The organism is Streptomyces sp. NPDC037203, assembly GCF_055605065.1.
Genome location: NZ_JBVJUC010000011.1, coordinates 228,014 through 252,432 on the forward strand (window position 1 = coordinate 228,014; position 24,419 = coordinate 252,432).

Annotated in this window: 24 protein-coding genes and 1 pseudogene; 17 read left to right on the top strand and 8 right to left on the bottom strand. The window is 72.8% G+C overall.

Annotated features, from left to right (window positions below):
* Nucleotides 1–40: 40 nt before the first annotated feature.
* The 3 genes from ACZ7EC_RS27050 to ACZ7EC_RS27060 form a co-directional block, all read right to left on the bottom strand.
* On the bottom strand, nt 41–292 hold the full coding sequence (locus ACZ7EC_RS27050; RefSeq protein ID WP_471066533.1) for a hypothetical protein: 252 nt from the start codon (nt 290–292) through the stop codon (nt 41–43).
* Nucleotides 289–1,152 carry an isocitrate lyase/PEP mutase family protein gene (locus ACZ7EC_RS27055; protein ID WP_471066535.1) on the bottom strand — a complete coding sequence of 288 codons (864 nt, stop codon included), beginning with the start codon at nt 1,150–1,152 and terminating at the stop codon, nt 289–291. Before ACZ7EC_RS27055 ends, ACZ7EC_RS27050 begins: the two co-directional genes overlap by 4 nt.
* 114 nt (nt 1,153–1,266) lie before the next feature.
* Nucleotides 1,267–2,664 carry an MFS transporter gene (locus ACZ7EC_RS27060; RefSeq protein ID WP_471066537.1) on the bottom strand — a complete coding sequence of 466 codons (1,398 nt, stop codon included), beginning with the start codon at nt 2,662–2,664 and terminating at the stop codon, nt 1,267–1,269.
* Nucleotides 2,665–2,719: 55 nt separating this feature from the next.
* On the opposite strand from ACZ7EC_RS27060, the gene ACZ7EC_RS27065 reads away from it, so the two are divergent.
* A complete protein-coding gene (locus ACZ7EC_RS27065; RefSeq protein ID WP_471066539.1) occupies nt 2,720–3,082 on the top strand; it encodes a winged helix-turn-helix transcriptional regulator in 363 nt (120 codons plus the stop codon).
* Between the two features lie 202 nt (nt 3,083–3,284).
* Here ACZ7EC_RS27065 and ACZ7EC_RS27070 read toward each other — a convergent pair.
* Nucleotides 3,285–4,232: pseudogene (locus ACZ7EC_RS27070) on the bottom strand (NAD(P)/FAD-dependent oxidoreductase); the annotation flags it as partial.
* A 317-nt stretch (nt 4,233–4,549) separates the two neighbouring features.
* Nucleotides 4,550–5,818 (bottom strand): YihY/virulence factor BrkB family protein, encoded by a 1,269-nt coding sequence (locus tag ACZ7EC_RS27075; RefSeq protein WP_471066541.1) that lies wholly within the window; start codon nt 5,816–5,818, stop codon nt 4,550–4,552.
* Between the two features lie 165 nt (nt 5,819–5,983).
* Here ACZ7EC_RS27075 and ACZ7EC_RS27080 point away from each other — a divergent pair, with 165 nt between their 5' ends.
* From ACZ7EC_RS27080 to ACZ7EC_RS27150, 15 genes are all read left to right on the top strand, one after another.
* Entirely contained in the window at nt 5,984–7,621 is a 1,638-nt protein-coding gene (locus ACZ7EC_RS27080; RefSeq protein WP_471066542.1) for an acyl-CoA dehydrogenase family protein, read from the top strand.
* A 330-nt stretch (nt 7,622–7,951) separates the two neighbouring features.
* Nucleotides 7,952–9,259 carry a GAF domain-containing protein gene (locus tag ACZ7EC_RS27085; RefSeq protein WP_471066544.1) on the top strand — a complete coding sequence of 436 codons (1,308 nt, stop codon included), beginning with the start codon at nt 7,952–7,954 and terminating at the stop codon, nt 9,257–9,259.
* A 200-nt stretch (nt 9,260–9,459) separates the two neighbouring features.
* Nucleotides 9,460–10,794 (top strand): hypothetical protein, encoded by a 1,335-nt coding sequence (locus ACZ7EC_RS27090; RefSeq protein WP_471066546.1) that lies wholly within the window; start codon nt 9,460–9,462, stop codon nt 10,792–10,794.
* A gap of 86 nt (nt 10,795–10,880) precedes the next feature.
* Entirely contained in the window at nt 10,881–11,453 is a 573-nt protein-coding gene (locus tag ACZ7EC_RS27095; RefSeq protein ID WP_471066548.1) for a GNAT family N-acetyltransferase, read from the top strand.
* Between the two features lie 127 nt (nt 11,454–11,580).
* Complete coding sequence (locus ACZ7EC_RS27100) at nt 11,581–11,664, top strand: putative leader peptide (RefSeq protein ID WP_310739661.1); 84 nt, start codon at nt 11,581–11,583, stop codon at nt 11,662–11,664.
* A gap of 157 nt (nt 11,665–11,821) precedes the next feature.
* Nucleotides 11,822–13,519 (top strand): nitrite/sulfite reductase, encoded by a 1,698-nt coding sequence (locus ACZ7EC_RS27105; protein WP_471066549.1) that lies wholly within the window; start codon nt 11,822–11,824, stop codon nt 13,517–13,519.
* Nucleotides 13,516–13,698 (top strand): hypothetical protein, encoded by a 183-nt coding sequence (locus tag ACZ7EC_RS27110; RefSeq protein WP_471066550.1) that lies wholly within the window; start codon nt 13,516–13,518, stop codon nt 13,696–13,698. The genes ACZ7EC_RS27105 and ACZ7EC_RS27110 overlap by 4 nt, the downstream gene beginning before the upstream one ends.
* The gene (locus ACZ7EC_RS27115) at nt 13,695–14,405 is read left to right on the top strand and encodes a phosphoadenylyl-sulfate reductase (protein WP_471066552.1); all 711 of its coding nucleotides are present in this window, start codon (nt 13,695–13,697) and stop codon (nt 14,403–14,405) included. The genes ACZ7EC_RS27110 and ACZ7EC_RS27115 overlap by 4 nt, the downstream gene beginning before the upstream one ends.
* Nucleotides 14,406–14,437: 32 nt before the next feature.
* Nucleotides 14,438–15,046 carry an adenylyl-sulfate kinase gene (cysC, locus tag ACZ7EC_RS27120; protein WP_471066553.1) on the top strand — a complete coding sequence of 203 codons (609 nt, stop codon included), beginning with the start codon at nt 14,438–14,440 and terminating at the stop codon, nt 15,044–15,046.
* Entirely contained in the window at nt 15,043–15,978 is a 936-nt protein-coding gene (gene cysD, locus ACZ7EC_RS27125; protein WP_471066555.1) for a sulfate adenylyltransferase subunit CysD, read from the top strand. The genes cysC and cysD overlap by 4 nt, the downstream gene beginning before the upstream one ends.
* Before the next feature lie 2 nt (nt 15,979–15,980).
* Entirely contained in the window at nt 15,981–17,315 is a 1,335-nt protein-coding gene (locus ACZ7EC_RS27130) for a sulfate adenylyltransferase subunit 1 (RefSeq protein ID WP_471066557.1), read from the top strand.
* Nucleotides 17,316–17,539: 224 nt separating this feature from the next.
* Entirely contained in the window at nt 17,540–18,649 is a 1,110-nt protein-coding gene (locus tag ACZ7EC_RS27135) for an aliphatic sulfonate ABC transporter substrate-binding protein (RefSeq protein ID WP_471066559.1), read from the top strand.
* A 34-nt stretch (nt 18,650–18,683) separates the two neighbouring features.
* Nucleotides 18,684–19,463, top strand: a complete 780-nt coding sequence (locus ACZ7EC_RS27140) for an ABC transporter ATP-binding protein (RefSeq protein ID WP_471066561.1) — start codon at nt 18,684–18,686, stop codon at nt 19,461–19,463.
* On the top strand, nt 19,450–20,343 hold the full coding sequence (locus tag ACZ7EC_RS27145) for an ABC transporter permease (protein ID WP_471066563.1): 894 nt from the start codon (nt 19,450–19,452) through the stop codon (nt 20,341–20,343). The genes ACZ7EC_RS27140 and ACZ7EC_RS27145 overlap by 14 nt, the downstream gene beginning before the upstream one ends.
* A gap of 5 nt (nt 20,344–20,348) precedes the next feature.
* Nucleotides 20,349–21,086, top strand: a complete 738-nt coding sequence (locus tag ACZ7EC_RS27150; protein ID WP_471066565.1) for a sirohydrochlorin chelatase — start codon at nt 20,349–20,351, stop codon at nt 21,084–21,086.
* Between the two features lie 25 nt (nt 21,087–21,111).
* On the opposite strand, the gene ACZ7EC_RS27155 is transcribed toward ACZ7EC_RS27150, so the two are convergent.
* Both ACZ7EC_RS27155 and ACZ7EC_RS27160 read right to left on the bottom strand, forming a co-directional pair.
* Nucleotides 21,112–21,435, bottom strand: a complete 324-nt coding sequence (locus ACZ7EC_RS27155) for a hypothetical protein (protein ID WP_471066567.1) — start codon at nt 21,433–21,435, stop codon at nt 21,112–21,114.
* Between the two features lie 495 nt (nt 21,436–21,930).
* Nucleotides 21,931–22,482, bottom strand: a complete 552-nt coding sequence (locus ACZ7EC_RS27160) for a DUF1697 domain-containing protein (protein WP_471066568.1) — start codon at nt 22,480–22,482, stop codon at nt 21,931–21,933.
* Between the two features lie 303 nt (nt 22,483–22,785).
* Here ACZ7EC_RS27160 and ACZ7EC_RS27165 point away from each other — a divergent pair, with 303 nt between their 5' ends.
* Entirely contained in the window at nt 22,786–23,649 is an 864-nt protein-coding gene (locus ACZ7EC_RS27165) for a phosphotransferase (RefSeq protein WP_471066570.1), read from the top strand.
* An 18-nt stretch (nt 23,650–23,667) separates the two neighbouring features.
* On the opposite strand, the gene ACZ7EC_RS27170 is transcribed toward ACZ7EC_RS27165, so the two are convergent.
* Entirely contained in the window at nt 23,668–24,390 is a 723-nt protein-coding gene (locus ACZ7EC_RS27170) for an exonuclease domain-containing protein (RefSeq protein WP_471066572.1), read from the bottom strand.
* Between the last annotated feature and the right edge of the window lie 29 nt (nt 24,391–24,419).

Below are 24,419 nucleotides of genomic sequence, written 5' to 3' on the forward strand. Positions count from 1 at the left end.
TGCGCTCCGAGGGCGTGAGCGCGACCGCTCTCTCGGGCCCTCAGTCTCCGTCCGGGGACGGCGGATTGCCGAGGAGGGCCTGGATCGCGTCCACCGCGCTGCCGTCGTGGTCGCTGCCCGCGTCGCCCTTGCCGGTCTGCACATTGGCCGTGCGGTCGACCTCCAGCCAGGAGTCGGCGCCCGAGTTGTCGACCAGGGTGACCAGGCTGTTGCCCGCGAGCGCCGGGGCGGCGCCCGCGCCGAGGAAGGCGGCGGTGAGCGCGGCCGCCGTACCGATGCGGACGGCCCTCACACGCCCACGCCCTCGGCGACGAGCCGGTCGCGCGCGATGTTGCGCTCCAGCAGACTGGTCGACGCCTGCACCCCGACCCCGCTCGCCGGGTCCACCACGGGCAGCCGGCCGTCGGCGGCCTTGAGCCCGCTGAGCGCCGAGTCCATCGCCTCGTGCGCCGCGAACAGGCAGGGCGTGCTGTAGATCGCGACGTCCACCCCGAGTTCGGACAGCTCGCTCAGGGACAGGCGCGGGGACTTGCCGCCCGCGATCTGGTTGAACAGCAGCGGCTTGTCGCCGACGACCTCCCGGATCCGCTTGATCCACTCCACGCTGCGCACCCCGTCGACCAGCACCACGTCGGCGTCGGTGGCGGCGAGCCGCTCGGCGCGGAGCAGGATGTCGTGCTCGTCGGTCGCGTCGGTGCGGGCGACGACGACCAGATCCTTGCGGGTCTCCAGGACCTGGTGGAGCTTCTCCAGGTACTCCTCCAGCGGCAGCACCTGCTTGCCGTCGGCGTGGCCGCAGCGGCGGGGCCGCTTCTGGTCCTCCAGGATCACCCCGGAGGCACCGATGCGCTCCAGGTGCTCGACGACATGGCAGGCGACCTCGGGGTCGACGTACCCGTCGTCGATGTCCACGAGGAGGTGGTGGTGCGGGAACGCGCCGCGCAGGCGCTGGACGAAGGCCACCATGTCGGGCCAGGCGATGAAGCCGATGTCCGGCAGGCCGTAGTACGAGGCGGCGAAGCCGAAACCGGAGACGAACATGCCGTCGTAGTGCTTGGCGGCGATGGACGCCGAGTACATGTCGTAGACGCCGATCAGCGGTGTGGTCCCGGGCCCGGCGATGCGGTCGCGCAGCTTCTTACCGTGGGTCAAGGTCCGGCTCCTTCTGTGGGTACGGCACGACGGCGGGAGCCGCCGCGCCTCAGTGCCCTTTACCAATCCAAGAGCATCTCTAGGTACTCACATTGACATGCCGTGACGCCAGCTTTACTCACTGGAATGGCGCAATCCGTTCACCGCAGAAACGTCACTGGAGGGGCCGACCCGCCCAACATCTGCGCCGTTCGGGTGAGTGCGGGAGGCGGGGCGGCCCGTCCCTGTTCGGCTGAATTGATCGGGGTGTCCGATTCCTTCCACCCCGACCGGCTCTGGCGCGGGCCGGGCACCTCCGATGCGGCTCCGCGCCGCCGGCACCACTGTGCCGATCACCGTGGCGAGCGTGGCTCCGAGGACGCTGACGCCCGCCAGGGTCAGCCAGATCGAGGCCGCCCCGTCGGACAGCAACCCCGAGAGCGCGGCCGGTGCGACCGCTCCCGCGACGGTCACGGCGAGCTGGTTGAGGGCCAGGTACCGGCCGCGGAGAGCGTCCGGGGCGCTCTCCGCGGCGACCGTCGACGTGATGGGGCCGCCGAGGATCTCACCGAAGGTGTAGCTGCCCGCACCGAACAGCACGACGCCGACCGCGAGCGCGGGCGCGGCCACGCGGTCGGCGGCGAGGAAGAGGAGGTAGCCGGCCGCGAAGCAGGCGTGTCCGGCGACGAGGACGCGGCTGCGGACCCGCCCGCCGAGCCACCGGACGACGACGCCCTGGCCGAGGCCGACCATCAGGGTGTTGAGCGTGAAGACCGCGCCGGCGGTCCAGCCGGGCAGGCCCAGCACGTCCACGGTGTAGACCGGTATCGCGACGTTGAGGGCGAACAGCGAGATCGCGAAACACAGTTGATGCGCCACCACCGACAGGTACCGCCGGTCCCGGAGCACGCGCCCCCAGCCGCCGGCAGCGTCCCGGCTCGCCTCGGGACGGACATTCGGCACGGCCCGCATCAGCACGAACGCGGCGAGATAGGACACGGCGTCGGCGACCACGATCGCGGCGTAGGCGCCGTGCGTACCGATCGTGACGGCGACGGCGGAGAGGAGCCCGCCGAGTGCGTAGCCGAGGTTGCGTACCGATCCCAGAAGACCGAACCAGCGCTCGCGTTCGCCGGGCGCGGCCAGCTCCGTGACGGTCACGCCGTAGCAGCTGAAGAACACTGCCCGCCCGGCACTGTTCAACCAGGCGCAGACGACGATCTGCCATGTCTGGCCCACGACGAGATACCCGGCGAAGCCGAGCGCCTGGGCCAGGTTCGCCGCCTGCAGCACCGGCTTGGCGCCGTACCGGTCGACCAGTCCGGCGAACAGGGGACCCGCCGGGAGCGCCAGCAGGCCGGCCGTGGTCAGCGCCGCGCCTATCCGCACCAGCGGCAGCGACGTCGTGGCCAGGAAATACAGCAGGGAGACGGGCACGAAGACGCCGGTGCCGAGCGAGTCGATGACGATCGCTGCGACGAAACGGCGGTGCCGGGCTATCGGGGGACGGACCGTGCGACGGGAAACAGACACGGCCCGGACGGTATAGTTTGTATATCGGTATCTACAACGCTACCGGGAGTCGTGCATGGGCAAGGCGTACAACATCATGGCCGCGACCTGTCCCAGTCGTACCGTTCTGCACCGGATCGGAGCGCGCTGGACGGTGTTCATCGTCAACGCGCTGGACCACAGGCCGATGCGGTTCACCGAGCTCAAGGCGCACATCCGGGGGATCACGCCGAAGGCGCTGACCGAGACGCTCCGCGCGATGGAGTACGACGGCCTCATCTCTCGTACGGAGACTCCCGCGCATCCCCCGCATGTCGAATACGCCCTCACCGACCTCGGCCGGTCGCTGCTGACACCCCTGCGTGCCGTCCGGGAATGGGCCGAGAGCCACGTCCCCGACATCGAACGCGCCCGCGCACGAGCCGACGCGCAGGGGTGACGCCGTTCGCGGAGCCGGTCAGGGCGGCGATCAGGCGGTTGCGGTGAGGGCGCGGTGCTCAGTTCCCCGCGGGGAGGGGGCCCAGACCGTGCGCACGGCTGCCCAGCACCCGCCGCGACACCTCGGCCTCCATCGCCCCGCCGAAGACCCCGCCGCCCTTCGCCGCGCGGGCGGCGGATTCCGCGTCGGCCGTCAGCAGGTCCATGTGGATCGCGGCGGCGGCGGTGGTCCCGGCCGCCGCCGCGGCCGGAACCCCGGCCAGTACATCGCTGACGTTCCCCGCGGCCCACACCCCCCGCACTCCGGTGAACCCGGAGGCGTCCACCCGGAGCTGTTCCCCCCGGCCCATGGGGTGTTCCCGCGTCGTCACTCCCAGGTCGCGCAGGAAGCCGGCGCGCGCGACGAACCGGGGTGCGACCACCAGCGCCTGGACCGGCACCACCTTTCCCGATGCCAGCCGCGCGCCCGACAGCCGGTCCCGGCCGTCGACCTCCAGCCCGGTGACCTCACCGTCGACCACGCCGACACCGAGAGCGGCCAGCTGCTCCCATTGCTCGTCGGTCAGTGCTGTCGCGGTGTGCAGGAACAGCGTGACCTTCTCGGACATCTGGCGGAACAGCAGTGCCTGGTGGAAGTTGCCGAGCACCCCGATGGCCTTGTCCCGCACCTCCCAGCCATGGCAGTACACGCAGTGCAGCACGTCCCGCCCCCACCGTTCGGCCAGCCCCGGCACGTCCGGCAGTTCGTCGGCCAAACCGGTGGTCACCAGCACTCTGCGCGCGCGTACGCCCCGCCCGTCCTCGGTGACCACCCGGAAGCCCGCGCCGTCGGGGGAGATCCGCGCGACCTGCCCCGTCACGACACGGCCGCCGTAGGAAGCCACTTCCTCGCGGCCGAGCCGCAGCAGCTCCAGGGGAGAGATGCCCTCGCGGCCGAGCACACCATGGGCGCCGACGGCCGGAGCATTGCGGGGCTCGCCCTTGTCGATCACCAGAACCGACCGGCGCACCCGTGCCAGGTTCAACGCCCCGGACAGGCCGGCGGGTCCGCCCCCGACCACCACGACGTCCCAGGTCTGTCCACCATCTCTTGTCCACTCGAACTCGCTCATGCCGTCAGCGTGCGGCGGCACCGCGGAGGCCGCAAACATTCTTGCTGTTCCGGCAACACTGACCCGGCATCCCACCGCGGACGTGGCCCGATCGGCCGACGGCGAACGCACCACACCGGCCAACTCACCGATTCGGCAAGGGGATTCGCTGCTCGGGGACCCGTGTGCGCGGGCTGCGTCCAGTCGGCTCCGGTGCCAACTCCGCGCCACGGTAGCGGAGTTCCTGCGGGAAGGGACCGGCGATCAGCAGCCGCTCCGCGTACCCGGAGGCCGCGGTACGACGGTGGGCTCCGGTGGCCGGTTCGACGGCGCGGGCGCGGCCCGCCGGCCCCGGTCAGGCCCCCGTCTTTCCCGGCTCACCACTGGCGGTAGGGGTTCTCGCCGTTTCCGCCTCCGGGGAGGTGGAGGCCGTTCCCGTGGTCGGGCGGCACCGGCGGGCCGCCGCCCGCCGCGTGCCCCCCGCCGCCCTGCCCGCCGCCGCCCTTCTCCTTGTGCGGTTCCCGTCGGTGCGCTCCGTGGCCGCCGCGCGTATGCGTCCGCAGCCGGGAGGTGACGTCCTCCGGGGGGAGGAAGCGCGACCAGCGTTCGGGGAATTCGGACGGCATGTCCGGGTCGTCGGGGTCGCTCTCGCGGGCCGCCGCGGCGCGGGCGACGTACTCGGCCACCTGCGCCCGCCGCGCCCGCTCGTTGGCCTCCCGCGCGGCGGCCGTGGCGGCGGCCGGCCAGACCCGGTCGATCGCGGCGTTGACCGCCGCGCCGACCAGCACGGCGAACGCGGACACACCGATCCAGAGCATGATGGCGACGGACGCGGCCAGCGAGCCGTAGATCGTGGCGCCCTCGATGGTGTGCACGAGGTAGATGCGCAGCAGGAAGCTGCCGAAGACCCACATCGCGAGGGCGACCAGCGCGCCGGGGACGTCCTCGATCCACGGCGAGCGCACCGGCACGGACACGTGGTACAGCGTGGTCAGGAAGACCACGGACAGGACGATGACGACCGGCCAGTACAGGACCTGCACCACCGTCTCCGACCAGGGCACCACCCGGACCACCGCGTCCGGCCCCGCGACCATCAGCGGCAGCGCCACCGAGCCGATCAGCAGCGCCACGATGAACAGCACGAACGACATGATCCGGGTGCGCACGATGCCCCGGACGCCGTCGAGGCCGTACATGACGGTGATGGTGTCGATGAAGACGTTCACCGCGCGGGACCCCGACCACAGGGCGAACAGGAATCCGAGGGAGATGACGTCGGGCCGGCCGCCCTTGATGACGTCGTGCAGGATCGGTTCGGTGATCTCCTTGACGCCCTTGTCGGACAGCACGGTCCGGGAGGCGTCGAGGAGGTTGGTCTCCAGGCTGCCGATGGTGTGCGCGCCGGTCCAGGTGTCGACGTAGGCGAGCAGTCCGATGAGGCACAGCAGCAGCGGGGGCACGGACAGCAGGGTGAAGAAGGCGGCCTCGGCGGCGAGGCCGAGGATGCGGTACTCCATGCAGGAGTTGACGGTGTCCTTGAGCAGCAGCCAGGCGGTCCTGCGCTTGGACACGTTCCGGTAGAGAGCGCGGGCCCGGTGGAGCCGTCCGACCGGCCGTTCGGGGGAATCACTTGCTGGCTGCACCACCCAAAGGTATCCGCAGCGAGCGCCCCTCCTCACCTCGCGGGGCGAACCGGCGCCCGCCCGCGCACCACCCGCACCCGGCTGTCCCGTTTCCTCCCGCCGGACCGGCCGCCCGGTGGCACCTCGCAGGCTCGGTCCGGCGCCGTTCCGGGTAGGTTCGGCCCTATGGCAGGCTTCTGCACCCACACCGTGACGAACCAGCCGCCCCCGCTGGCCGGCTACGACCTGTTCGCCGCCGACCGCGCGCTGGTGGACGCCGTCGCGCGGCACACGCCGGACGAGCTGCTCGGCGACGTACGCGCGGAGCTGTCCGCGCTGGGGCGGGCCGGGGGCTCGGCGCAGCTCCAGGAGTGGGGCAGGCTGGCGAACGAGCAGCCGCCCCGGCTGCGTACGCACGACCGGTACGGCCACCGGATCGACGAGGTGGAGTTCCACCCGGCCTGGCACCGGCTGCTCGGCAAGGGCGTCTCGGCGGGGCTGACCGGCGCCTGGACCCGGCCCGCCGGGCATGTGCGCCGGGCCGCCGCGTTCCTGCTGTGGACCCAGGTCGAGGCGGGCACCTGCTGCCCGCTGTCCATGACCCACGCGGCCGTGCCCGCGCTGCGCGCCGATCCCGCGCTCGCCGCCTTCTGGGAGCCGCGGGTGACGTCCACGGTGTACGACCCGGAGCAGCGGCCCGCCGCGCGCAAGCCCGGCGCGCTCGTCGGGATGGCGGCGACCGAGAAGCAGGGCGGCAGCGACCTGCGCGCGATCACCACCAAGGCCCGGCCGCTCGCCGAGGCGGGGACCTACGAGCTCACCGGGCACAAGTGGTTCTGCTCCGCCCCCATGTCGGACGCCTTCCTGGTGCTGGCGCAGGCCCCCGGCGGCCTGACCTGCTTCCTGGTGCCGCGCGTCCTGGAGGACGGCACCCGCAACGTCTTCCTGCTCCAGCGGCTGAAGGACAAGCTGGGCAACCGCTCCAACGCCTCCGCCGAGGTCGAGTTCGCCGGCACCCGCGCGCGCCGGCTCGGCGAGGAGGGGCACGGGGCGCGGGTCGTCACCGGGGTGGTCGCGGCGGCCCGCCTCGACTGCGTGCTCGGCTCGGCTGGCCTGATGCGGCAGGCGGTGGCGCAGGCGGTGCACCACTGCGCGTACCGGGAGGCGTTCGGCGGCCGGCTGCTGGACAAGCCGTTGATGCGCAATGTGCTCGCGGACCTCGCGCTGGAGTCGGAGGCGGCGACCGCGCTGGCGCTGCGGCTGGCGGCGGCGTACGACGACGGGAGCGAGCCGGAGCGCGCCTTCCTGCGGCTCGCGGTGCCGGCCGCCAAGTACTGGATCGCCAAGCGCTGTACGCCCGTTGTGGTGGAGGCCGCCGAGTGCCTGGGCGGCAACGGGTACGTGGAGGAGTCGGGGATGCCCCGGCTGGTGCGCGAGTCACCGCTCGACTCCGTGTGGGCGGGCGCCGGGAACGTGCAGGCGCTCGATGTGCTGCGGGCGCTCCAGCGGGAGCCGGGCGCGCTGGACGCGTGTCTGACGGAGATCGGGCGGGCGCACGGCGCCGACCACCGGCTGGACCGCGCGGTGAAGGACCTGTTCACCGAACTCGCCGATCTGGAGGGGGCCGAGGGCCGGGCGCGGCGGCTGGCGGAGCGGCTCGCACTGGTGCTCCAGGGCTCGCTGCTGGTGCGGCACGCGCCGCCGGAGGTCGCCGACGCCTTCTGCGCCTCCCGGCTCGGCGGGGACCACGGCGGGACGTTCGGCACGCTGCCGGGGGGCCTGGATCTGGCGCCGGTGGTGGAGCGGGCGCGGCCGGTCTCCTGAAGAACCGCGCGGACACGGTGAGTTGACCATCCGCTGGCCGGAAAGCGATGGTGCGCGGCCGGGGGTGGTGCCGCGCCGACACGGCACCACCCCCGCCGTACGGGCGCGGTGCGGCCCGTGCACGCCACGCGGGGCGTCCTGGTCAAGTCTCGGCCGGGATGCGAGGGTTCACCAGGGTTGCAGGGGGTTGCAACTTGTCGGCGCACATGCGCGGAGTCTGTGCCTCCGGCGTGCGCGGACCGGCAGTATGTGAGGGACAGCCGACCGGAAGGCGCCGCCCGGTCGGCCGGAAACGTATGTACGCCCCCTTCTCCGGGAGGAGAATCCGTGATGAACCCGCCGATCGACGTGGCGCGTCTGGCCGCCGTGGACGCGGCGCGGGCGGCGCGGGTGCTGAGCGAGGTGCGCGAGGCCGCGCTCACCGGTCGGCGTGCGCCGCTCGCGCCGCGGCCGGTGATCGAGCAGTCCTGGGGGCGGATGCTGCGCAGCGGCGTCGACCCGGACCACGACTTCAGATCCCGTTTGCTGCCCCCGGACGAGGTGCGCAGACGGCGCGAGGAGTCGCCGCTGCGGCAGGTGCTGCCGGTGCTGCGCGAGGGGCTGCTGTCGGTCGCGGACGTCGCGCAGCACATCATGGTCGTCGCCGACGCGGACGGGCGGGTGCTGTGGCGCGAGGGGTCCGTGCCGGTGCTGCGCAAGGCGGACGGGCTCGGCTTCGAACTGGGCGCGGACTGGCGCGAGGACGTCGTCGGCACCAACGGCGTGGGCACCCCGGCGGTCGTACGCCGGCCGGTACAGGTGTTCGCCGCCGAGCACTTCGTACGGTCGCACACCTCGTGGACGTGCACGGGGGCGCCGATCACCGATCCCAGGGACGGCCGGCTGCTCGGGGTGGTGGACGTGAGCGGTCCGCTGGAGACCATGCATCCGGCGACCCTCTCCTGGGTGGACGCGGTGGCCAAGCTCGCCGAGGCGCGGCTGCGGGAGTTGCACCTGGTCTCGCTGGAGCGGCTGCGGGCGGTGGCGGCGCCGGTGCTGGCCCGGCTGGACGGGCGGGCGCTGGTGGTGGACCGGGACGGCTGGACGGCGGCCGTGACCGGGATGCCGTACCCGCGGCGGGTGGCGCTGCCCAAGTCGCTCGTGCCGGGGCGCCGGTGGCTGCCCTCGCTCGGCTGGTGCGCGGCGGAACCGCTCGGCGAGGGCTGGCTGCTGCGGGCCGACGAGGAGCCGGGCAGCCCGGCCGCCTCCCGCGTCGTCCTGGACCTGTCCCGGCCCGAGCGCGCCACGGTGAGTGTGTCGGCGTCCACCCCCGCGGGCGCGTGGACACGGGAACTGAGTCCGCGCCACGCCGAGTTGCTGTTCCTGCTGACCGAACACCCGGACGGGCTGGGGGCGGCGGAACTGGCCGGGGACCTCTTCGGAGACCCGTCACGTACGGTGACGGTGCGGGCGGAGATGTCGCGGATCCGCCGCTATCTCGGGGGACTTCTCCAGCATCGGCCGTACCGGTTCTCGGATGCGGCGGATGTCGCGGTGGTGCTGCCCGAGAACCCCCGTGACCTGCTGCCCCGCTCCACGGCGGCGGCGGTGGCGCGCCGCCGGACGGCCCCGCCGACGGAGCGTCCGGCGCCCGCGTGACGGCCGGGGGGCGGCACTTCCGGCGTGACTTCCGGGTATTTGCGGGGTCTTCGCCCTGCGCGGACCGTTACTGCCGTAGCATCCCCTACGGGCCCGACCGCGGCGCCAACGCAGGGACCGGCGGGCGCAGTTGACCCGCCCCGGCCGAGGGCGGGGGCGACGGCGCGCGCCGGAGCGAAGGGCCCTGAAGAGGGGACGACATGAAGCAACGCGGCAGACATCGCCGGCGCAGGCGGGGCGCGGCCCTGCGCGCCGTACTGACCGGGACCGCGCTGGCCCTGACCGCGGCCGCCACCCTGATCAGCACCTCCCAGGCGCAGGTCACCGAGCGCCCCGGCGCGCTCCAGCCGCTCACCTCCCCGGCGGACACCGGCCTGCTGCGGCTGCGTGAGCACCTGGTGCCCGCCCGCACCCTGGCCACCCTGACCGCCTCGATGGGCCGGCCGGTCGGCGTGGACGCCGTGCTCGCGGGCGCGGACCGCACCCTGCGCGAGGGCTCCGGCTGCACCGACGCCGACCGCGCCTCCCTGCCCGTCGCGCCCGCTCCCGCCCGCGCCTACTGCTGGGACCCGGCCGACACCGGCGCCACGGGCTGGCGCCCGGCCTCGGTGACCGCCTCCGGGGACTCCGGCGACGACGGGTGGCGGGGCGCCCACCGGGTCCTCCTCAGCGGCTGGACCCACAGCACCCGCAGCGGCCCGAGCGCGGAGCGCGGCCTGGCCCGCGTCGCCTTCGTGGACGCCGACGATCCGGACCGGCCCACCTACCGCTGGGTGCTGCTGGTGGTACCCGAGGAGGGCGGACGCGACTACCGGGGCCTGGGATCACGGGTCTCCTCCATGGTCTGGTACCGGGACAAGCTGCTGGTCACCGCCCGGCGGGGCAGCGCCGCGGCGCTCTATGTGTACGACCTCGGCCGTATCCAGCGCGCCACGGTCGACGGGCCCGCGATCGGCCGGGTGCGCGGCGGCTGGTCCGCCGACGGATACCGGTACGTGATGCCCGCGGTCGGCAGCTACAGCTTCACCGCGGGCGACTGCTCGGCCACCGGGGCGCCCTGTCCCGGTTCGCTCTCCCTCGACGCGGGCACGGCGCCGCCCAGCCTGGTCGCGGCGGAGTGGACCTCCCCCGGCGGCGACCGGCCCGCCCGGCTGTGGCGGTACGCGTTCAGCACGGACCCGCGCCGCGCGGGGCTGCTCGCCGCGGACGCCGGGGGCAGGGTGGACGCGGTGGAGGAGTACAGGACGAAGGTGACCGGGATCCGGGGCGTGCTGTCGTACCGGCAGCCCGGCGCCCCGCGCACGTCCTGGTATGTGGGACGGCTGCCCGGTTCGCAAGACGGTCACGGGGGGCTGTGGCGGCAGGACACCGAGGGTGCGAAGGCCGCGCAGTGCGGCGCGGACGCCACGCACCGCTGCTGGGCCGAGGCACCGGGCTCGCTGTCGTACGGACCGGAGAGCGGCGAGGTGTGGTCGCTGTCCGACCGGATGCTGTTCGCGGTGCCGCTCACGGAACTCGACCGGTCGCTGGGCTGACCCCCGCCGGGCTCCCCCGGTCCGGCCCCGTGCGCAGGGGGCCGGTCGATCGACACGGGCCAGGGCGGGATGATTCCCTGGCCCGCATGAGCAGCGTTCCCGTCACCACCTGGTACCTGGAGCAGACGTCCCCGGCCGATCTGCTGCCCGCCGCCGCGCCCGAGGGCGATGTGCGGATCGTACGGGCCGAGGTGCCGTCGCCCGAGTTCAACCGCTTCCTCTACACGGCCGTCGGTGGGGACATCCGCTGGACCGACCGGCTGGGCTGGCCGTACGCGCGCTGGCGGGAACTGCTGGAGCGGCCCGGTGTGGAGACCTGGGTGGCGTACGACCGCGGCACCCCGGCCGGCTTCCTGGAACTGGAGGCGCAGGACGAGGGCGCGGTGGAGATCCTCTACTTCGGGCTGCTCCCCGCCTTCCGCGGCCGGGGCATCGGCGGGCATCTGCTGGCGCGCGGCACCGCCCGCGCCTGGGACCTCGCCGAGCGCTGGCCGGGCCTGACGCCGACGAAGCGGGTGTGGGTGCACACCTGCGACAAGGACGGCGAGTTCGCCATGGCCAATTACCAGCGGCGCGGCTTCAAGCTGTACGACACCCGCGTCGAGCTGGAGCCCGACGTGCCGAATCCGGGTCCCTGGCCGGACGCGTACCCCGCCTGACCTGCCCCGACAACCCTCCCCGCGACGCATGTGAGCGAAGCCACCCTTGTCCCGCAATGCGAGACAAGGGTGTCCACATTCCGGAAGAAGCTGGACTGTGTCCAGATCGCCGTGACACGCTGCCGTCATGCCTGGAACTGGAATTGCCTTGGTGAGTCGGCGGCACGTCGACCTCGGCCGCATGTCCAGCGCCATCTGTCCGGCGAGCTGACCCGTACAGCACCGCCGTCCCCCCTGCTCGGGCCCCCGCCCGGCACCTGCCCGCGCCCGGCCCTCACCCCTTGCCGTGGCGAGCGCTTCCGCGCAGGTCAGGGCCCTTGCAGCGCCGCTCCTCCCTGTCCGCAGCCTGTCCGAAGGACGTAGCCACCATGGCCGCCACCCCACAGAACCCCGCCGCCTCCGCGCCCCGCCGCAAGGTGAGCCGTCACCGCGGTGAGGGCCAGTGGGCCCAGGGCCACTTCACGCCGCTCAACGGCAACGAGCAGTTCAAGAAGGACGACGACGGTCTCAACGTGCGGACACGCATTGAGACGATCTACTCCCAGCGCGGCTTCGACTCCATCGACCCGAACGATCTGCGCGGCCGGATGCGCTGGTGGGGCCTGTACACCCAGCGCAGGCCGGGGATCGACGGCGGCAAGACCGCGATCCTGGAGCCGGAGGAGCTGGACGACGAGTACTTCATGCTGCGGGTGCGGATCGACGGCGGCCGGCTGACCACCCGGCAGCTGCGGGTGATCGGCGAGGTCTCCCAGGAGTTCGCGCGCGGCACCGCCGACATCACCGACCGGCAGAACATCCAGCTGCACTGGGTCCGCATCGAGGACGTGCCGGAGATCTGGCGGCGGCTCGAAGAGGTGGGCCTGTCCACCACCGAGGCATGCGGTGACACGCCCCGCGTGATCCTCGGCTCCCCGGTGGCCGGCATCGCCGAGGACGAGATCATCGACGGCACCCCCGCCATCGAGGAGATCCACCGCCGGGTCATCGGCAACCCCGCGTACTCGAACCTGCCGCGCAAGTTCAAGTCCGCGATCTCCGGCTCGCCGCTGCTCGACGTGGCGCACGAGATCAACGACATCGCGTTCGTCGGCGTCGAACACCCCGAGCACGGCCCCGGTTTCGACCTGTGGGTCGGCGGGGGGCTGTCCACCAACCCGAAGATCGGCGTCCGGCTCGGCGCCTGGGTGCCGCTGGCGGAGGTGGCCGACGTCCACGAGGGCGTCATCTCGATCTTCCGCGACTACGGCTACCGGCGGCTGCGCACCCGCGCCCGGCTGAAGTTCCTCGTCGCCGACTGGGGTGCGGAGAAGTTCCGGCAGGTACTGGAGGACGAGTACCTGGGGCGCAAGCTGATCGACGGCCCGGCGCCCGCGCAGCCCGTGCAGCGCTGGCGCGACCACGTCGGGGTGCACCGGCAGCGGGACGGCCGCTTCTACGTCGGGTTCGCGCCGCGCGTCGGCCGGGTCGACGGCACCACGCTGGCCAAGATCGCCGAGGTGGCCGAGGCGCACGGCTCGGGGCGGGTACGCACCACCGTCGAGCAGAAGATGATCGTGCTGGACGTCGAGCAGGACCAGGTCGAGTCGCTGTCCTCGGCCCTGGAGGCGCTCGGCCTCACCGTCTCCCCGTCCACCTTCCGGCGCGGCACCATGGCCTGCACCGGCATCGAGTTCTGCAAGCTCGCCATCGTGGAGACCAAGGCGCGCGGCAGCTCGCTCATCGACGAACTGGAGCGCCGGCTCCCCGAGTTCGACGAGCCGCTGACCATCAACCTCAACGGCTGCCCGAACGCCTGCGCCCGGATCCAGGTGGCCGACATCGGTCTCAAGGGCCAGCTGGTCCTGGACGCCGACGGCAACCAGGTCGAGGGCTACCAGGTGCACCTGGGCGGCGCGCTCGGCCTGGAGGCGGGCTTCGGCCGCAAGGTGCGCGGTCTGAAGGTCACCTCCGATGAGCTGCCCGACTACATCGAGCGGGTGCTGCGGCGCTATCTCGCCGAGCGCGCGGACGGCGAGCGGTTCGCCGTCTGGGCGGCCCGCGCCGACGAGGAGGCCCTGTCGTGAGCGAGCGCGCGGCCCCCTTCTACTGCCCGTACTGCGGCGACGAGGACCTGCGGCCCAGCGAGCAGGGCCATGGTGCCTGGGAGTGCGGGGCGTGCAACCGGGCGTTCCAGCTGAAGTTCCTCGGACTGCTCGCGCAGGGCCTGCGCCGGGCCGACGACCAAGGGAGCGAGCCGACATGACGAGCAGTCAGGACGTCCTGTCCGACGACGAGTTGCGGGCCCTGGCCGAGCGGGCGGGGCGCGAGCTGGAGGACGCCCCCGCGCTGGAGATCCTGCGCTGGGCGGTGGACACCTTCGGCGCGGGGTTCTGCGTCACCTCCTCGATGGAGGACGCCGTGGTCGCCCATCTCGCCTCGCGGGTGCGTCCGGGCGTGGACGTGGTCTTCCTCGACACCGGCTACCACTTCCCGGAGACCATCGGCACACGGGACGCCGTGGCGGCGGTGATGGACGTCAACGTCCGCACCCTCACACCGCGGCAGACCGTGGCCGAACAGGACGCCGAGTACGGGCCCAAGCTGCACGACCGCGACCCCGACCTGTGCTGCGCCCTGCGCAAGGTACGCCCCCTCCAGGAGGGCCTGGAGAACTACCGGGCGTGGGCGACCGGTCTGCGCCGCGACGAGTCCCCGACCCGCGCGGACACCCCGGTGGTCGGCTGGGACGAGCGGCGGCGCAAGGTCAAGGTCTCCCCCATCGCCCGCTGGACCCAGGACGACGTGGACGCCTACATCGCCGAACACGGCGTCCTCACCAACCCGTTGCTGATGGACGGCTACGCCTCCATCGGCTGCGCCCCCTGCACCCGCCGGGTGCTGGAGGGCGAGGACGCGCGCGCCGGGCGCTGGGCGGGACGCGCCAAGACCGAATGCGGGCTGCACGGATGACGGCCCGTCAGGCGCAGCCGCAGCCTCGTCGCATGACCCCGGCACAGCCGCAGTCTCAGACTCACACTCAGACTCAGACTCAGACTCAGACTCAGGAGAACGACGTGACCACCGGAGCCACCGTCTGGCTCACGGGTCTGCCGAGCGCCGGCAAGACCACCATCGCCCATGAACTGGCGGGCCGGCTGCGCGCCGGTGGCCACCGGGTGGAGGTGCTCGACGGCGACGAGATCCGCGAGTTCATCTCCGCGGGCCTCGGCTTCTCCCGCGAGGACCGGCACACCAATGTGCAGCGCATCGGCTTCGTGGCCGAACTGCTGTCCCGCAACGGCGTGTTGACGCTCGTACCGGTGATCGCGCCGTATGCGGACAGCCGGGACGCCGTACGCAAGCGGCACCAGGAGAACGCCACCCCGTACCTGGAGGTGCATGTGGCGACGCCCGTCGAGGTGTGCAGCGTCCGCGATGTGAAGGGCCTGTACGCCAAGCAGGCCGCGGGCGAGCTGACCGGGCTGACCGGGGTGGACGACCCCTACGAGGAGCCCGCCGCGCCCGAACTGCGCATCGAGTCGCAGCACCAGACCGTGCAGGAGTCCGCGGCCGCCGTGTCCGCCCTGCTCAGCGAGAAGGGACTGATATGACCGCGCTCGCCGGGGTCCAGGGCGGTACGGACAGCCCCTACGCGCTGTCGCACCTGGACGCGCTGGAGTCCGAGGCCGTGCACATCTTCCGCGAGGTGGCGGGCGAGTTCGAGAACCCGGTGATCCTGTTCTCCGGGGGCAAGGACTCGATCGTCATGCTGCATCTCGCGCTGAAGGCGTTCGCGCCGGCGGCGGTGCCGTTCTCGCTGCTGCACGTGGACACCGGGCACAACTTCCCCGAGGTGCTGGAGTACCGGGACCGCGCGGTCGAGCGGCACGGGCTGCGCCTGCACGTGGCCTCGGTGCAGGACTACATCGACCGGGGGGTGCTCAAGGAGCGCCCGGACGGCACCCGCAACCCGCTCCAGACGCTGCCGCTGACGGAGAAGATCCAGTCGGAGCGGTTCGACGCGGTCTTCGGCGGCGGGCGCCGGGACGAGGAGAAGGCCCGCGCGAAGGAGCGGGTGTTCTCGCTGCGCGACGAGTTCTCCCAGTGGGACCCGCGCCGCCAGCGCCCCGAGCTGTGGAACCTGTACAACGGGCGGCACGCGCCCGGTGAGCACGTCCGGGTGTTCCCGCTGTCGAACTGGACCGAGCTGGACGTGTGGCAGTACATCGCCCGCGAGGGCATCGCGCTGCCGCAGATCTACTTCGCCCACGAGCGCGAGGTGTTCCGGCGGGCCGGGATGTGGCTGACGGCCGGCGAGTGGGGCGGCCCGCGCGCGGACGAGCCGGTGGAGAAGCGGCTGGTGCGCTACCGCACGGTCGGCGACATGTCCTGCACCGGCGCCGTCGACTCCGACGCGACGACCCTGGATGCCGTGATCGCCGAGATCGCCGCGTCCCGGCTCACCGAGCGGGGCGCGACCCGCGCGGACGACAAGCTGTCCGAGGCCGCGATGGAAGACCGCAAGCGCGAAGGGTACTTCTAGCCATGAGCACTGTCACGACCGAGGCGCTGCCGGCCACCACGCTGCTCCGCTTCGCCACCGCCGGCTCCGTCGACGACGGCAAGTCCACCCTCGTCGGGCGGCTGCTGCACGACTCCAAGTCGGTGCTCACCGACCAGCTGGAGGCCGTGGAGCGGGCGTCGGCGAGCCGCGGCCAGGACGGCCCGGACCTCGCGCTGCTCACCGACGGGCTGCGCGCCGAGCGGGAACAGGGCATCACGATCGACGTGGCCTACCGCTACTTCGCCACCCCCCGGCGGCGGTTCATCCTCGCCGACACCCCCGGCCATGTGCAGTACACCCGCAACATGGTCACCGGCGCCTCCACCGCCGAGCTGACGGTGATCCTGGTCGACGCCCGCAACGGGGTGGTCGAACAGACCCGCAGGCACGCCGCGATCGCCGCGCTGCTGCGCGTCCCGCATGTGGTCCTCGCCGTCAACAAGATGGACCTGGTCGGCTACCGGGAGCCCGTCTTCGCGGCGATCGCCGAGGAATTCTCCGCGTACGCAACCGAGTTGGGCGTCCCGGAGGTCACCGCGATCCCGATCTCCGCGCTCGCCGGGGACAACGTGGTGGAGCCGTCCGCGCACATGGACTGGTACGGCGGCCCCACCGTCCTGGAGCACCTGGAGACCGTCCCGGTCAGCCACGACCTGGCGCACTGCCACGCCCGGCTGCCCGTGCAGTACGTGATCCGCCCGCAGAGCGCCGAGCACCCCGACTACCGGGGGTACGCGGGCCAGATCGCCGCGGGCAGCTTCCGGGTCGGCGAACAGGTCACCGTCCTGCCGTCCGGGCGGACCACGACGATCTCCGGCATCGATCTGCTGGGCGAGCCGGTCGAGGTCGCCTGGACCACCCAGTCGGTGACCCTGCTGCTGGCGGACGACATCGACGTCTCGCGCGGCGACCTGATCGTGCCGGCCGAGGACGCGCCGCCGACCACGCAGGACGTGGAGGCGACGGTGTGCCATGTCGCCGACCAGCCGCTGACCGTCGGCCACCGGGTGCTGCTCAAGCACGGCACCCGCACCGTCAAGGCGATCGTCAAGGACATCCCGTCCCGGCTCACCCTGGACGACCTGTCCCTGCACCCGCACCCCGGCCGGCTCGCCGCCAACGACATCGGCCGGGTGAAGATCCGTACCGCCGAACCGCTGCCCGTCGACGCCTACGCCGATTCGCGCCGCACCGGCTCCTTCATCCTGATCGACCCCGCCGACGGCACCACCCTGACCGCGGGCATGGTCGGCGAGTCCTTCGCCGCACCGGAGCCCGTCAAGGACCCGGCCGACGACGAGGGCTGGGACTTCTGAGCATGAACTCCCCCGATTTCTATTCGACGTTCGCGAAGGAGGGCGGCCGCGTCGGCAGCGGCGCCCTCGGCAGCGGGCAGGGCGGGGTCGCGCGATGTGTGCGCTGACGTACGCGCACCGCTCGCGCGCCCTCACCCCCCACCCCCGTAGACGAAGACCTGCCGACCTCCCGGCCACGACCTGAGAGACCGTGACCCGCCGGGCCAACGAGAGGAACACCTCCCGTGCCTGCCCTCAACTCCCCGCTTCTGCGCCGCTCGATAGCCGCGCTCGCCGCACTGCCCCTGCTCACGCTCGCCGCGTGCGGCTACGGCTCCGACGCCAGGAGCGACGACACCGCCAAGGTCGCCGCCGGGGCGAAGAAGATCGACGGTCTCGGCTCCGTCAAGATCGGCTACTTCCCGAACCTGACCCACGGCACCGCCCTGGTCGGCCGGGAACAGGGCCTGTTCCAGAAGGAACTGGGCGCCACCAAGGCCGAGTACGCCACCTTCAACGCCGGCCCCTCCGAGATCGAGGCGCTGAACTCGGGCTCCATCGACATCGGCTGGATCGGCCCGTCCCCGGCGATCAACGGCTACACCAAGTCCGACGGCAAGTCCTTGAAGATCATCGGCGGTTCGGCCTCCGGCGGGGTGAAGCTGGTCGTCAATCCGAAGAAGATCACGTCACTGAAGGACGTCAAGGGCAAGAAGATCGCCACCCCCCAGCTCGGCAACACGCAGGACGTGGCGTTCCTCAACTGGGCCGCGGAGCAGGGCTGGAAGGTCGACCCGCAGAGCGGCAAGGGCGATGTCACGGTCGTCCGCAGCGACAACAAGGTGACCCCGGACGCCTTCAAGTCCGGCTCCGTCGACGGCGCCTGGGTGCCGGAGCCGACCGCGTCCAAGCTGGTCTCCGAGGGCGGCAAGGTGCTCCTGGACGAGTCCTCGCTGTGGCCGGGGCACAAGTTCGTGATCACCAACATCATCGTGCGCCAGGCGTTCCTCAAGGAGCACCCGAAGGCGGTCGAGGCGGTCCTGAAGGCGTCCGTCGAGGCCAACAAGTGGATCAACGCCAACCCGGATCAGGCGAAGCAGGCCGCGAACAAGCAGCTCGCCGACGACTCCGGCAAGGCACTGCCGGCCGACGTGCTCGACCCGGCGTGGAAGTCCGTCCAGTTCACCGACGACCCGCTGGCCGCCACCCTCGACACCGAGGCGGCGCACGCGGTCAAGGCCGGCCTGCTGAAGAAGCCGGACCTCAAGGGGATCTACGACCTGACGATCCTCGACAAGGTACTGAAGGCCGAGGGCAAGAGCCCGGTCGGCGCCGCCGGCCTCGGCACCAGCTGACGGCCGCCCGAAGACGTCCCAGGAGGTGACGACCATGGCCACGACCCTCGCCAAGGCCGCGCGATCGGTGGAGTACGCCGCACGCCTTGAGCATGTCTCGAAGTCCTTCGCCACACCGGCCGGCTCCCAGCTCGTCCTGGACGACATCAGCCTCGATGTCGCGCCCGGCGAGTTCGTCACCCTCCTGGGCGCCTCGGGCTGCGGAAAGTCCACGCTGCTCAACCTGGTGGCGGGCCTGGACCAGCCCACCGCCGGCACCATCCGCACCGACGGCCGCCCCGCGCTGATGTTCCAGGAACACGCCCTGTTCCCCTGGCTGACCGCCGGGAAGAACATCGAACTCGCCCTGAAACTGCGCGGGGTTCCGCGCCCCGAGCGGCGCGGCAAGGCCGAGGAACTCCTCGAACTGGTCCGTCTGCAGGGCGCGTACGGCAAGCGGGTGCACGAACTGTCGGGCGGCATGCGGCAGCGGGTCGCGCTGGCCCGCGCGCTCGCCCAGGAGAGCCGGCTGCTGCTGATGGACGAGCCGTTCGCGGCCCTGGACGCCATCACGCGGGACGTGCTGCACGACGAACTGACCCGGATCTGGTCGGAGACCGGCCTGTCCGTGCTGTTCGTGACCCACAACGTGCGCGAGGCCGTGCGCCTCGCGCAGCGGGTCGTGCTGCTGTCCTCCCGGCCGGGCCGGGTGGCCCGCGAGTGGGAGGTCGGCATCCCGCAGCCGCGCCGCATCGAGGACGCGCCCGTGGCGGAGCTGTCCCTGGAGATCACCGAAGTACTGCGTGGGGAGATCCGCCGCCATGGCCAGCACTGACACGACCACCACCACCGGCGCCCCGGCCGCGGGCAGCGTGGAGGCGGGCCTCGACGCACTGGAGACGACCGCGAGAGGCCGGACGCCGCTCCGCAGGACCCTGGTCGACAAGGTCCTGCCGCCGATCGCCGCGATCGTCGTCGTCCTCGTGGTGTGGCAGGGCCTGATCACGCTGAAGATCGTGGACGACCCGACCAAGCTCCCCACGCCGGGCGCGGTCTTCGGCGCCTTCCGCGACGACTGGCTCCAGGGCAAGCTGCTCGGCTACATCTGGACATCCGTCTCGCGCGGTCTGCTCGGCTTCTGCCTCGCCCTGGTGATCGGCACCCCGCTCGGGCTGCTGGTGGCGCGGGTGAAGTTCGTGCGCGCGGCCATCGGGCCGATCCTGTCCGGGCTGCAGTCGCTGCCGTCGGTCGCCTGGGTGCCCCCGGCCGTGATCTGGCTGGGCCTGGACAACTCCATGATGTACACGGTGATCCTGCTCGGCGCGGTGCCCTCCATCGCCAACGGACTGGTGTCCGGGGTGGACCAGGTGCCCCCGCTGTTCCTGCGCGCGGGCCGCACGCTCGGCGCCACCGGCGTCAAGGGCACCTGGCACATCACCCTGCCGGCCGCGCTGCCCGGTTACGTGGCCGGCATGAAGCAGGGCTGGGCCTTCTCCTGGCGCTCCCTGATGGCCGCCGAGATCATCGCCAACTTCCCCGACCTGGGCACCGGTCTCGGCCAGCTCCTGGAGAACGCGCGCACCGCCAGCGACATGGCGATGGTGTTCGAGGCCATCCTGCTGATCCTGTTCGTCGGCATCGCCATCGACCTGCTGATCTTCAGCCCGCTGGAGCGGTGGGTGCTGCGCAGCCGCGGCCTGCTGGTGAAAGGCTGATCCGTATGGCAGCGCCCGTGCTCCTCGTCGTCGCCCACGGCAGCCGCGACCCGCGGCACGCCGCCACCGTGCACGCCCTGGTGGAGCGGGTGCGCGCGCAGCGCCCCGGACTGCGCGTGGAGACCGGCTTCCTCGACTTCAACGTGCCCTCCGTGCAGGGGGTGCTGGAGTCGCTGGCGGCGGAGGGCGTGCGGGACGTGGTGGCGCTGCCGCTGCTGCTCACCCGCGCCTTCCACGCGAAGGCCGACATCCCGGCGGTGCTGCGGGCGGCCCCGGCGCGGCTGCGGATCCGGCAGGCCGCGGTGCTCGGCCCGTCGCCGCTGCTGCTCACGGCGCTGGAGCGGCGGCTGTACGAGGCCGGGCTCGGCCCCGCCGACAAGTCCTCGACCGGGGTGGTGCTGGCCTCGGCGGGGTCCAGTGACCCGGAGGCGAGCGCGGTGATCGCCGACATCGCGCGGGAGTGGTGGCGCACCGGTTGGTGCGCCGTGCGGCCCGCGTTCGCCTCCGCCCGGCTGCCGCGCACCGAGGACGCCGTACGGGAGCTGCGCGCGCTCGGCTGCGCGCGGGTCGCCGTGGCGCCGTACGTCCTCGCCCCCGGCTTCCTGCCGGACCGTATCGCGCGCGGCGCGGCCGGGGCGGACGTGCTCGCCGAGGTGCTGGGGCCCGCGCCGGAGGTGGCGCGGCTGCTGCTGCTCCGGTACGACGCCGCGTGCCGACCGGCGCTCCAGGTGCTCGGCGCCTGAGCGGACGCCCGGACGCGGCCGGGCATCACAGCCCGAGGGCCTGCACCAGCTGCCGGGTGTAGTCGAGGCTGACGGTGCCGGCCGACGCCCCGATGCAGATGTCGTCCAGGGCGGAGCGGATGCGGCCGCGGTTGGGCGGCAGTCCGTCGTCGGCGGACTCCGCGAACGCCGCCTCGATGATCTGGCCCTGCCGGACCAGTCCGGGGCACTCCCGGCGCAGCGCCTCGGTGAGCCGGGCGGAGACCTCGATCAGGGCTTCCAGCGGCGGGGTGCCGTGGGTCAGGTCGAGTCGGAGGAACTCACCGTACTGTCCGGGTCCGTTGTGGTGTCCGTAGTCATAGGTGCTCATGTCCAGTCCTCGTTCGTGGGTCGGAGGTAGGCCGAAAATCGCCACTTCCGCGGATGGCCGGGGGTCGGTCGACGGCCCCGGACGCGGGAGCGGAACGGCGCGCACGCGCTGTGGCGCGGCGCTGGGCGGTGTGCCGTTCCGGCCGTCCGGCGTGCCTCACCCTAGGGACAACGGCACGCACTTGTCGCGTTGTTCGCGGAGCCGTCCCCTTACGGGTGAGGCCCGTGGTAAAAGGCCGCCGCGGTCCGGCGTTCCCCTGTGACGTCGGACCGCGGCGGCACTCCGTTCTGCGTCCCGGACGAGCGGGGTGTCACAGGAAAGGCCAAGCCGGCGCCGCGCGGGGGCGGTTATCGGCCACACCGGCGGAGGGCGGTTCGAACTCCCGAACACGGCAAGCGGAGTTCGGGGCGCTGGGCGGCGAGCAGGAGGATGTCGTCGGCGCTCAGCTCGCCGAGCGGTTCCGGACCCGCGACGGCCGATCCCACCGCACCGCGCTCACGCCGCGGAGGCGGTCAGCTCGGCGAGTTTCACCACGGTGTTCCAGTTCCGGCTGGTCGCGATCAGGCCCGTGGCGGTCCGCGGCCGGCTCAGCGCCTCGGCCAGCTTGGAGCGGCCGAGGCCGTCGGGGGCGTACAGGTACAGGCAGCGGTCGCCCAGGCGGAACTCCTCCGGGACGTAGGCTGCTTGATCGAGGTGCGCGTAGCGTTCGGGGGTGACGGGGGCGGAGAAGTAGGTGACGTGCAGTTGCCTGGCCTCCAGTTCGGCGGCCGGGAAGGGGCAGGCGCGGACCACCGCGGCGAGATAGGCGTGGTCGCGCACGAGCACGTCCACCGCGAAGCCGAAGCGGTCCTCGATCGCCCGGCCCACCTCGGCGGCCAGCGACTCCTCGTCGCCCCGGTCGGCGGTGAACACGGCCTGTCCGCTCTGGAGATGGGTGCGGACGCCGGTGTGGCCGAGGGCGGTGAGCAGGGTGCGCAGGTCGGCCATCGGGAGCTTCCGGTTGCCGCCGACGTTGATCCCGCGCAACAGCGCCGCATAGGTCGTCACGGGGTCAGTCTAGGGGGGCCGTCGTGCCCCGTGGGGGCGGGCACGACGGCCGGGGCCCGGCCCCGTCGGGGCGGGCTGCGCGAAACAATGCCGGTTCGGCGGGGCCCGGATCAACCTCTGAGCACAGCTGTGACTTGTTCAACAAGCTTTCGTAATCACAAAGTGGATCTCTGACGGCGGAACGGACATCCCATGACGCCCCGTCCGGCCGGCACCGGCCGGATGGGAGACTGACCGGGGGAGACGGCGGATGCCGGGCCCCGGACAACGGCTCGGCGAAGACACCGGCACGGAGGCACCACGATGGACGAGGCACGGGCGCGGCAGGTACTGGCCACGGCGGGGCTGCCCGCGGTGCCGGCCGGGGACGCGAGGCTGCTGGCGCTCGGCGAGAACGCGGTGTTCGCCGCCGGTGACCTGGTCGTCAAGGTGGGGCGGGACGCGGAACTGCTGGAGCGGGCCCGGCGCGAGCTCGACATCGCCGGCTGGCTCGCCGGGGCGGGCGTGCCGGCGGTGCGGGCGGCCGAGCCGGAACCGCTGCTGGTGGAGGGCCATCCGGTGACGGTGTGGCACCGGCTGCCGGACGCCGTACGACCCGCCGAGCCGCGCGACCTGGCCGGGCTGCTGCGCCTGGTGCACGCCCTGCCCGCACCCCCGTTCGCGCTGCCCCGGCGTGAGCTGCTGGGCGGGGTGGAGCGCTGGCTGCGGCTCGCGGGCGAGGCGATCGACCCCGAGGACGCGGCCTATCTGCGGGCGCGCCGGGACGGCTTCGCGGCGGCCGCGGCCGCGCTGACGCCCCATCTGGCGCCGGGCCCCATCCACGGCGACGCGCTGCCCCGCAACGTCCACATCGGGCCCGAGGGTCCGGTCCTGATGGACCTGGAGACCTTCTCCGCCGACCTGCGCGAGCACGATCTGGTGGTGATGGCCCTCTCCCGCGACCGGTACGGGCTGCCCGCCGCCTCGTACGACGCCTTCACCGAGACCTACGGCTGGGACGTGCGCGCGTGGGAGGGCTGCTCGGTGCTGCGCGGGGCCCGCGAGACGGCCAGCTGCGCCTGGGTCGCCCAGCACGCGCCGAGCAATCCCAAGGCACTGGCCGAGTTCCGCCGCCGGGTGGCGTCGCTGCGGGACGGGGACGAGTCGGTGCGCTGGTACCCCTTCTGACCTCTTCGGGGATCCGCCTCACACCGCGTCGGACGTCAGCTCCCGCAGCGGCCACAGCCCGTCCACCACCGCCGTCTCGTCGCCCTTGCGGCGCAGGAAGGCCTGGAAATCCGCCGCCCATTCGGCATACCACTCGATCTGCCGGCGGTGCAGTTCGGCCGGGCCGAGGGCGGCGATCTTGGGGTGCCGGACGGCTATCGCGGCGGCCAGCCGGGCCGCGGCGAGGGCGTCGGCGGACGCGTTGTGCGCGGCGTCCAGAACGATGCCGTACTCGGCGCAGACCGCTTCCAGGTTCCGCTTGCCGCGGCGGTAGCGGTCCGCCCAGCGGTCGATGGTGTACGGGTCGATCACCGGCGCCGGGGCGTGGCCGCCGAGCCGGTCGGCGAGGGAGGGCAGCCGGTGGCGGCGCAGTTCGGCGGAGAGCAGGGTGAGGTCGAACGCCGCGTTGTAGGCGACGACCGGGACGCCCGCCTGCCAGTACGAGACCAGGGCCCCGGCGATGGCGTCGGCCACCCGGTCGGCGGGTGCGCCCTCGGCGGCCGCCCGTGCGCCGCTGATCCCGTGCACGGCGACCGCGTCGGCCGGGATCTCGACGCCAGGATCGGCCAGCCACTCCCGGTGGCCCAGCGGCTCACCGGCCCTGACCTCTATCACCGCGCCGGTGACGATGCGCGCCTCGCGCGGATCCGTGCCGGTCGTCTCCAGGTCGAAGCCGACCAGCAGCTCCTGGTGCCAGCCCATGGGCGGTCCCCCTTCGTGATGGTGCGTTC

Coding starts and splice junctions, on each gene's coding strand:
- ACZ7EC_RS27140 (WP_471066561.1), top strand. CDS start 18,684: ATGGCCACGACCCTCGCCAAGGCCGCGCGATCGGTGGAGTACGCCGCA.
- ACZ7EC_RS27065 (WP_471066539.1), top strand. CDS start 2,720: ATGGGCAAGGCGTACAACATCATGGCCGCGACCTGTCCCAGTCGTACC.
- ACZ7EC_RS27115 (WP_471066552.1), top strand. CDS start 13,695: ATGACGAGCAGTCAGGACGTCCTGTCCGACGACGAGTTGCGGGCCCTG.
- ACZ7EC_RS27105 (WP_471066549.1), top strand. CDS start 11,822: ATGGCCGCCACCCCACAGAACCCCGCCGCCTCCGCGCCCCGCCGCAAG.
- ACZ7EC_RS27100 (WP_310739661.1), top strand. CDS start 11,581: ATGCCTGGAACTGGAATTGCCTTGGTGAGTCGGCGGCACGTCGACCTC.
- ACZ7EC_RS27080 (WP_471066542.1), top strand. CDS start 5,984: ATGGCAGGCTTCTGCACCCACACCGTGACGAACCAGCCGCCCCCGCTG.
- ACZ7EC_RS27085 (WP_471066544.1), top strand. CDS start 7,952: ATGAACCCGCCGATCGACGTGGCGCGTCTGGCCGCCGTGGACGCGGCG.
- ACZ7EC_RS27095 (WP_471066548.1), top strand. CDS start 10,881: ATGAGCAGCGTTCCCGTCACCACCTGGTACCTGGAGCAGACGTCCCCG.
- ACZ7EC_RS27150 (WP_471066565.1), top strand. CDS start 20,349: ATGGCAGCGCCCGTGCTCCTCGTCGTCGCCCACGGCAGCCGCGACCCG.
- ACZ7EC_RS27170 (WP_471066572.1), bottom strand. CDS start 24,390: ATGGGCTGGCACCAGGAGCTGCTGGTCGGCTTCGACCTGGAGACGACC.
- ACZ7EC_RS27165 (WP_471066570.1), top strand. CDS start 22,786: ATGGACGAGGCACGGGCGCGGCAGGTACTGGCCACGGCGGGGCTGCCC.
- cysD (WP_471066555.1), top strand. CDS start 15,043: ATGACCGCGCTCGCCGGGGTCCAGGGCGGTACGGACAGCCCCTACGCG.
- cysC (WP_471066553.1), top strand. CDS start 14,438: ATGACCCCGGCACAGCCGCAGTCTCAGACTCACACTCAGACTCAGACT.
- ACZ7EC_RS27145 (WP_471066563.1), top strand. CDS start 19,450: ATGGCCAGCACTGACACGACCACCACCACCGGCGCCCCGGCCGCGGGC.
- ACZ7EC_RS27090 (WP_471066546.1), top strand. CDS start 9,460: ATGAAGCAACGCGGCAGACATCGCCGGCGCAGGCGGGGCGCGGCCCTG.
- ACZ7EC_RS27130 (WP_471066557.1), top strand. CDS start 15,981: ATGAGCACTGTCACGACCGAGGCGCTGCCGGCCACCACGCTGCTCCGC.
- ACZ7EC_RS27155 (WP_471066567.1), bottom strand. CDS start 21,435: ATGAGCACCTATGACTACGGACACCACAACGGACCCGGACAGTACGGT.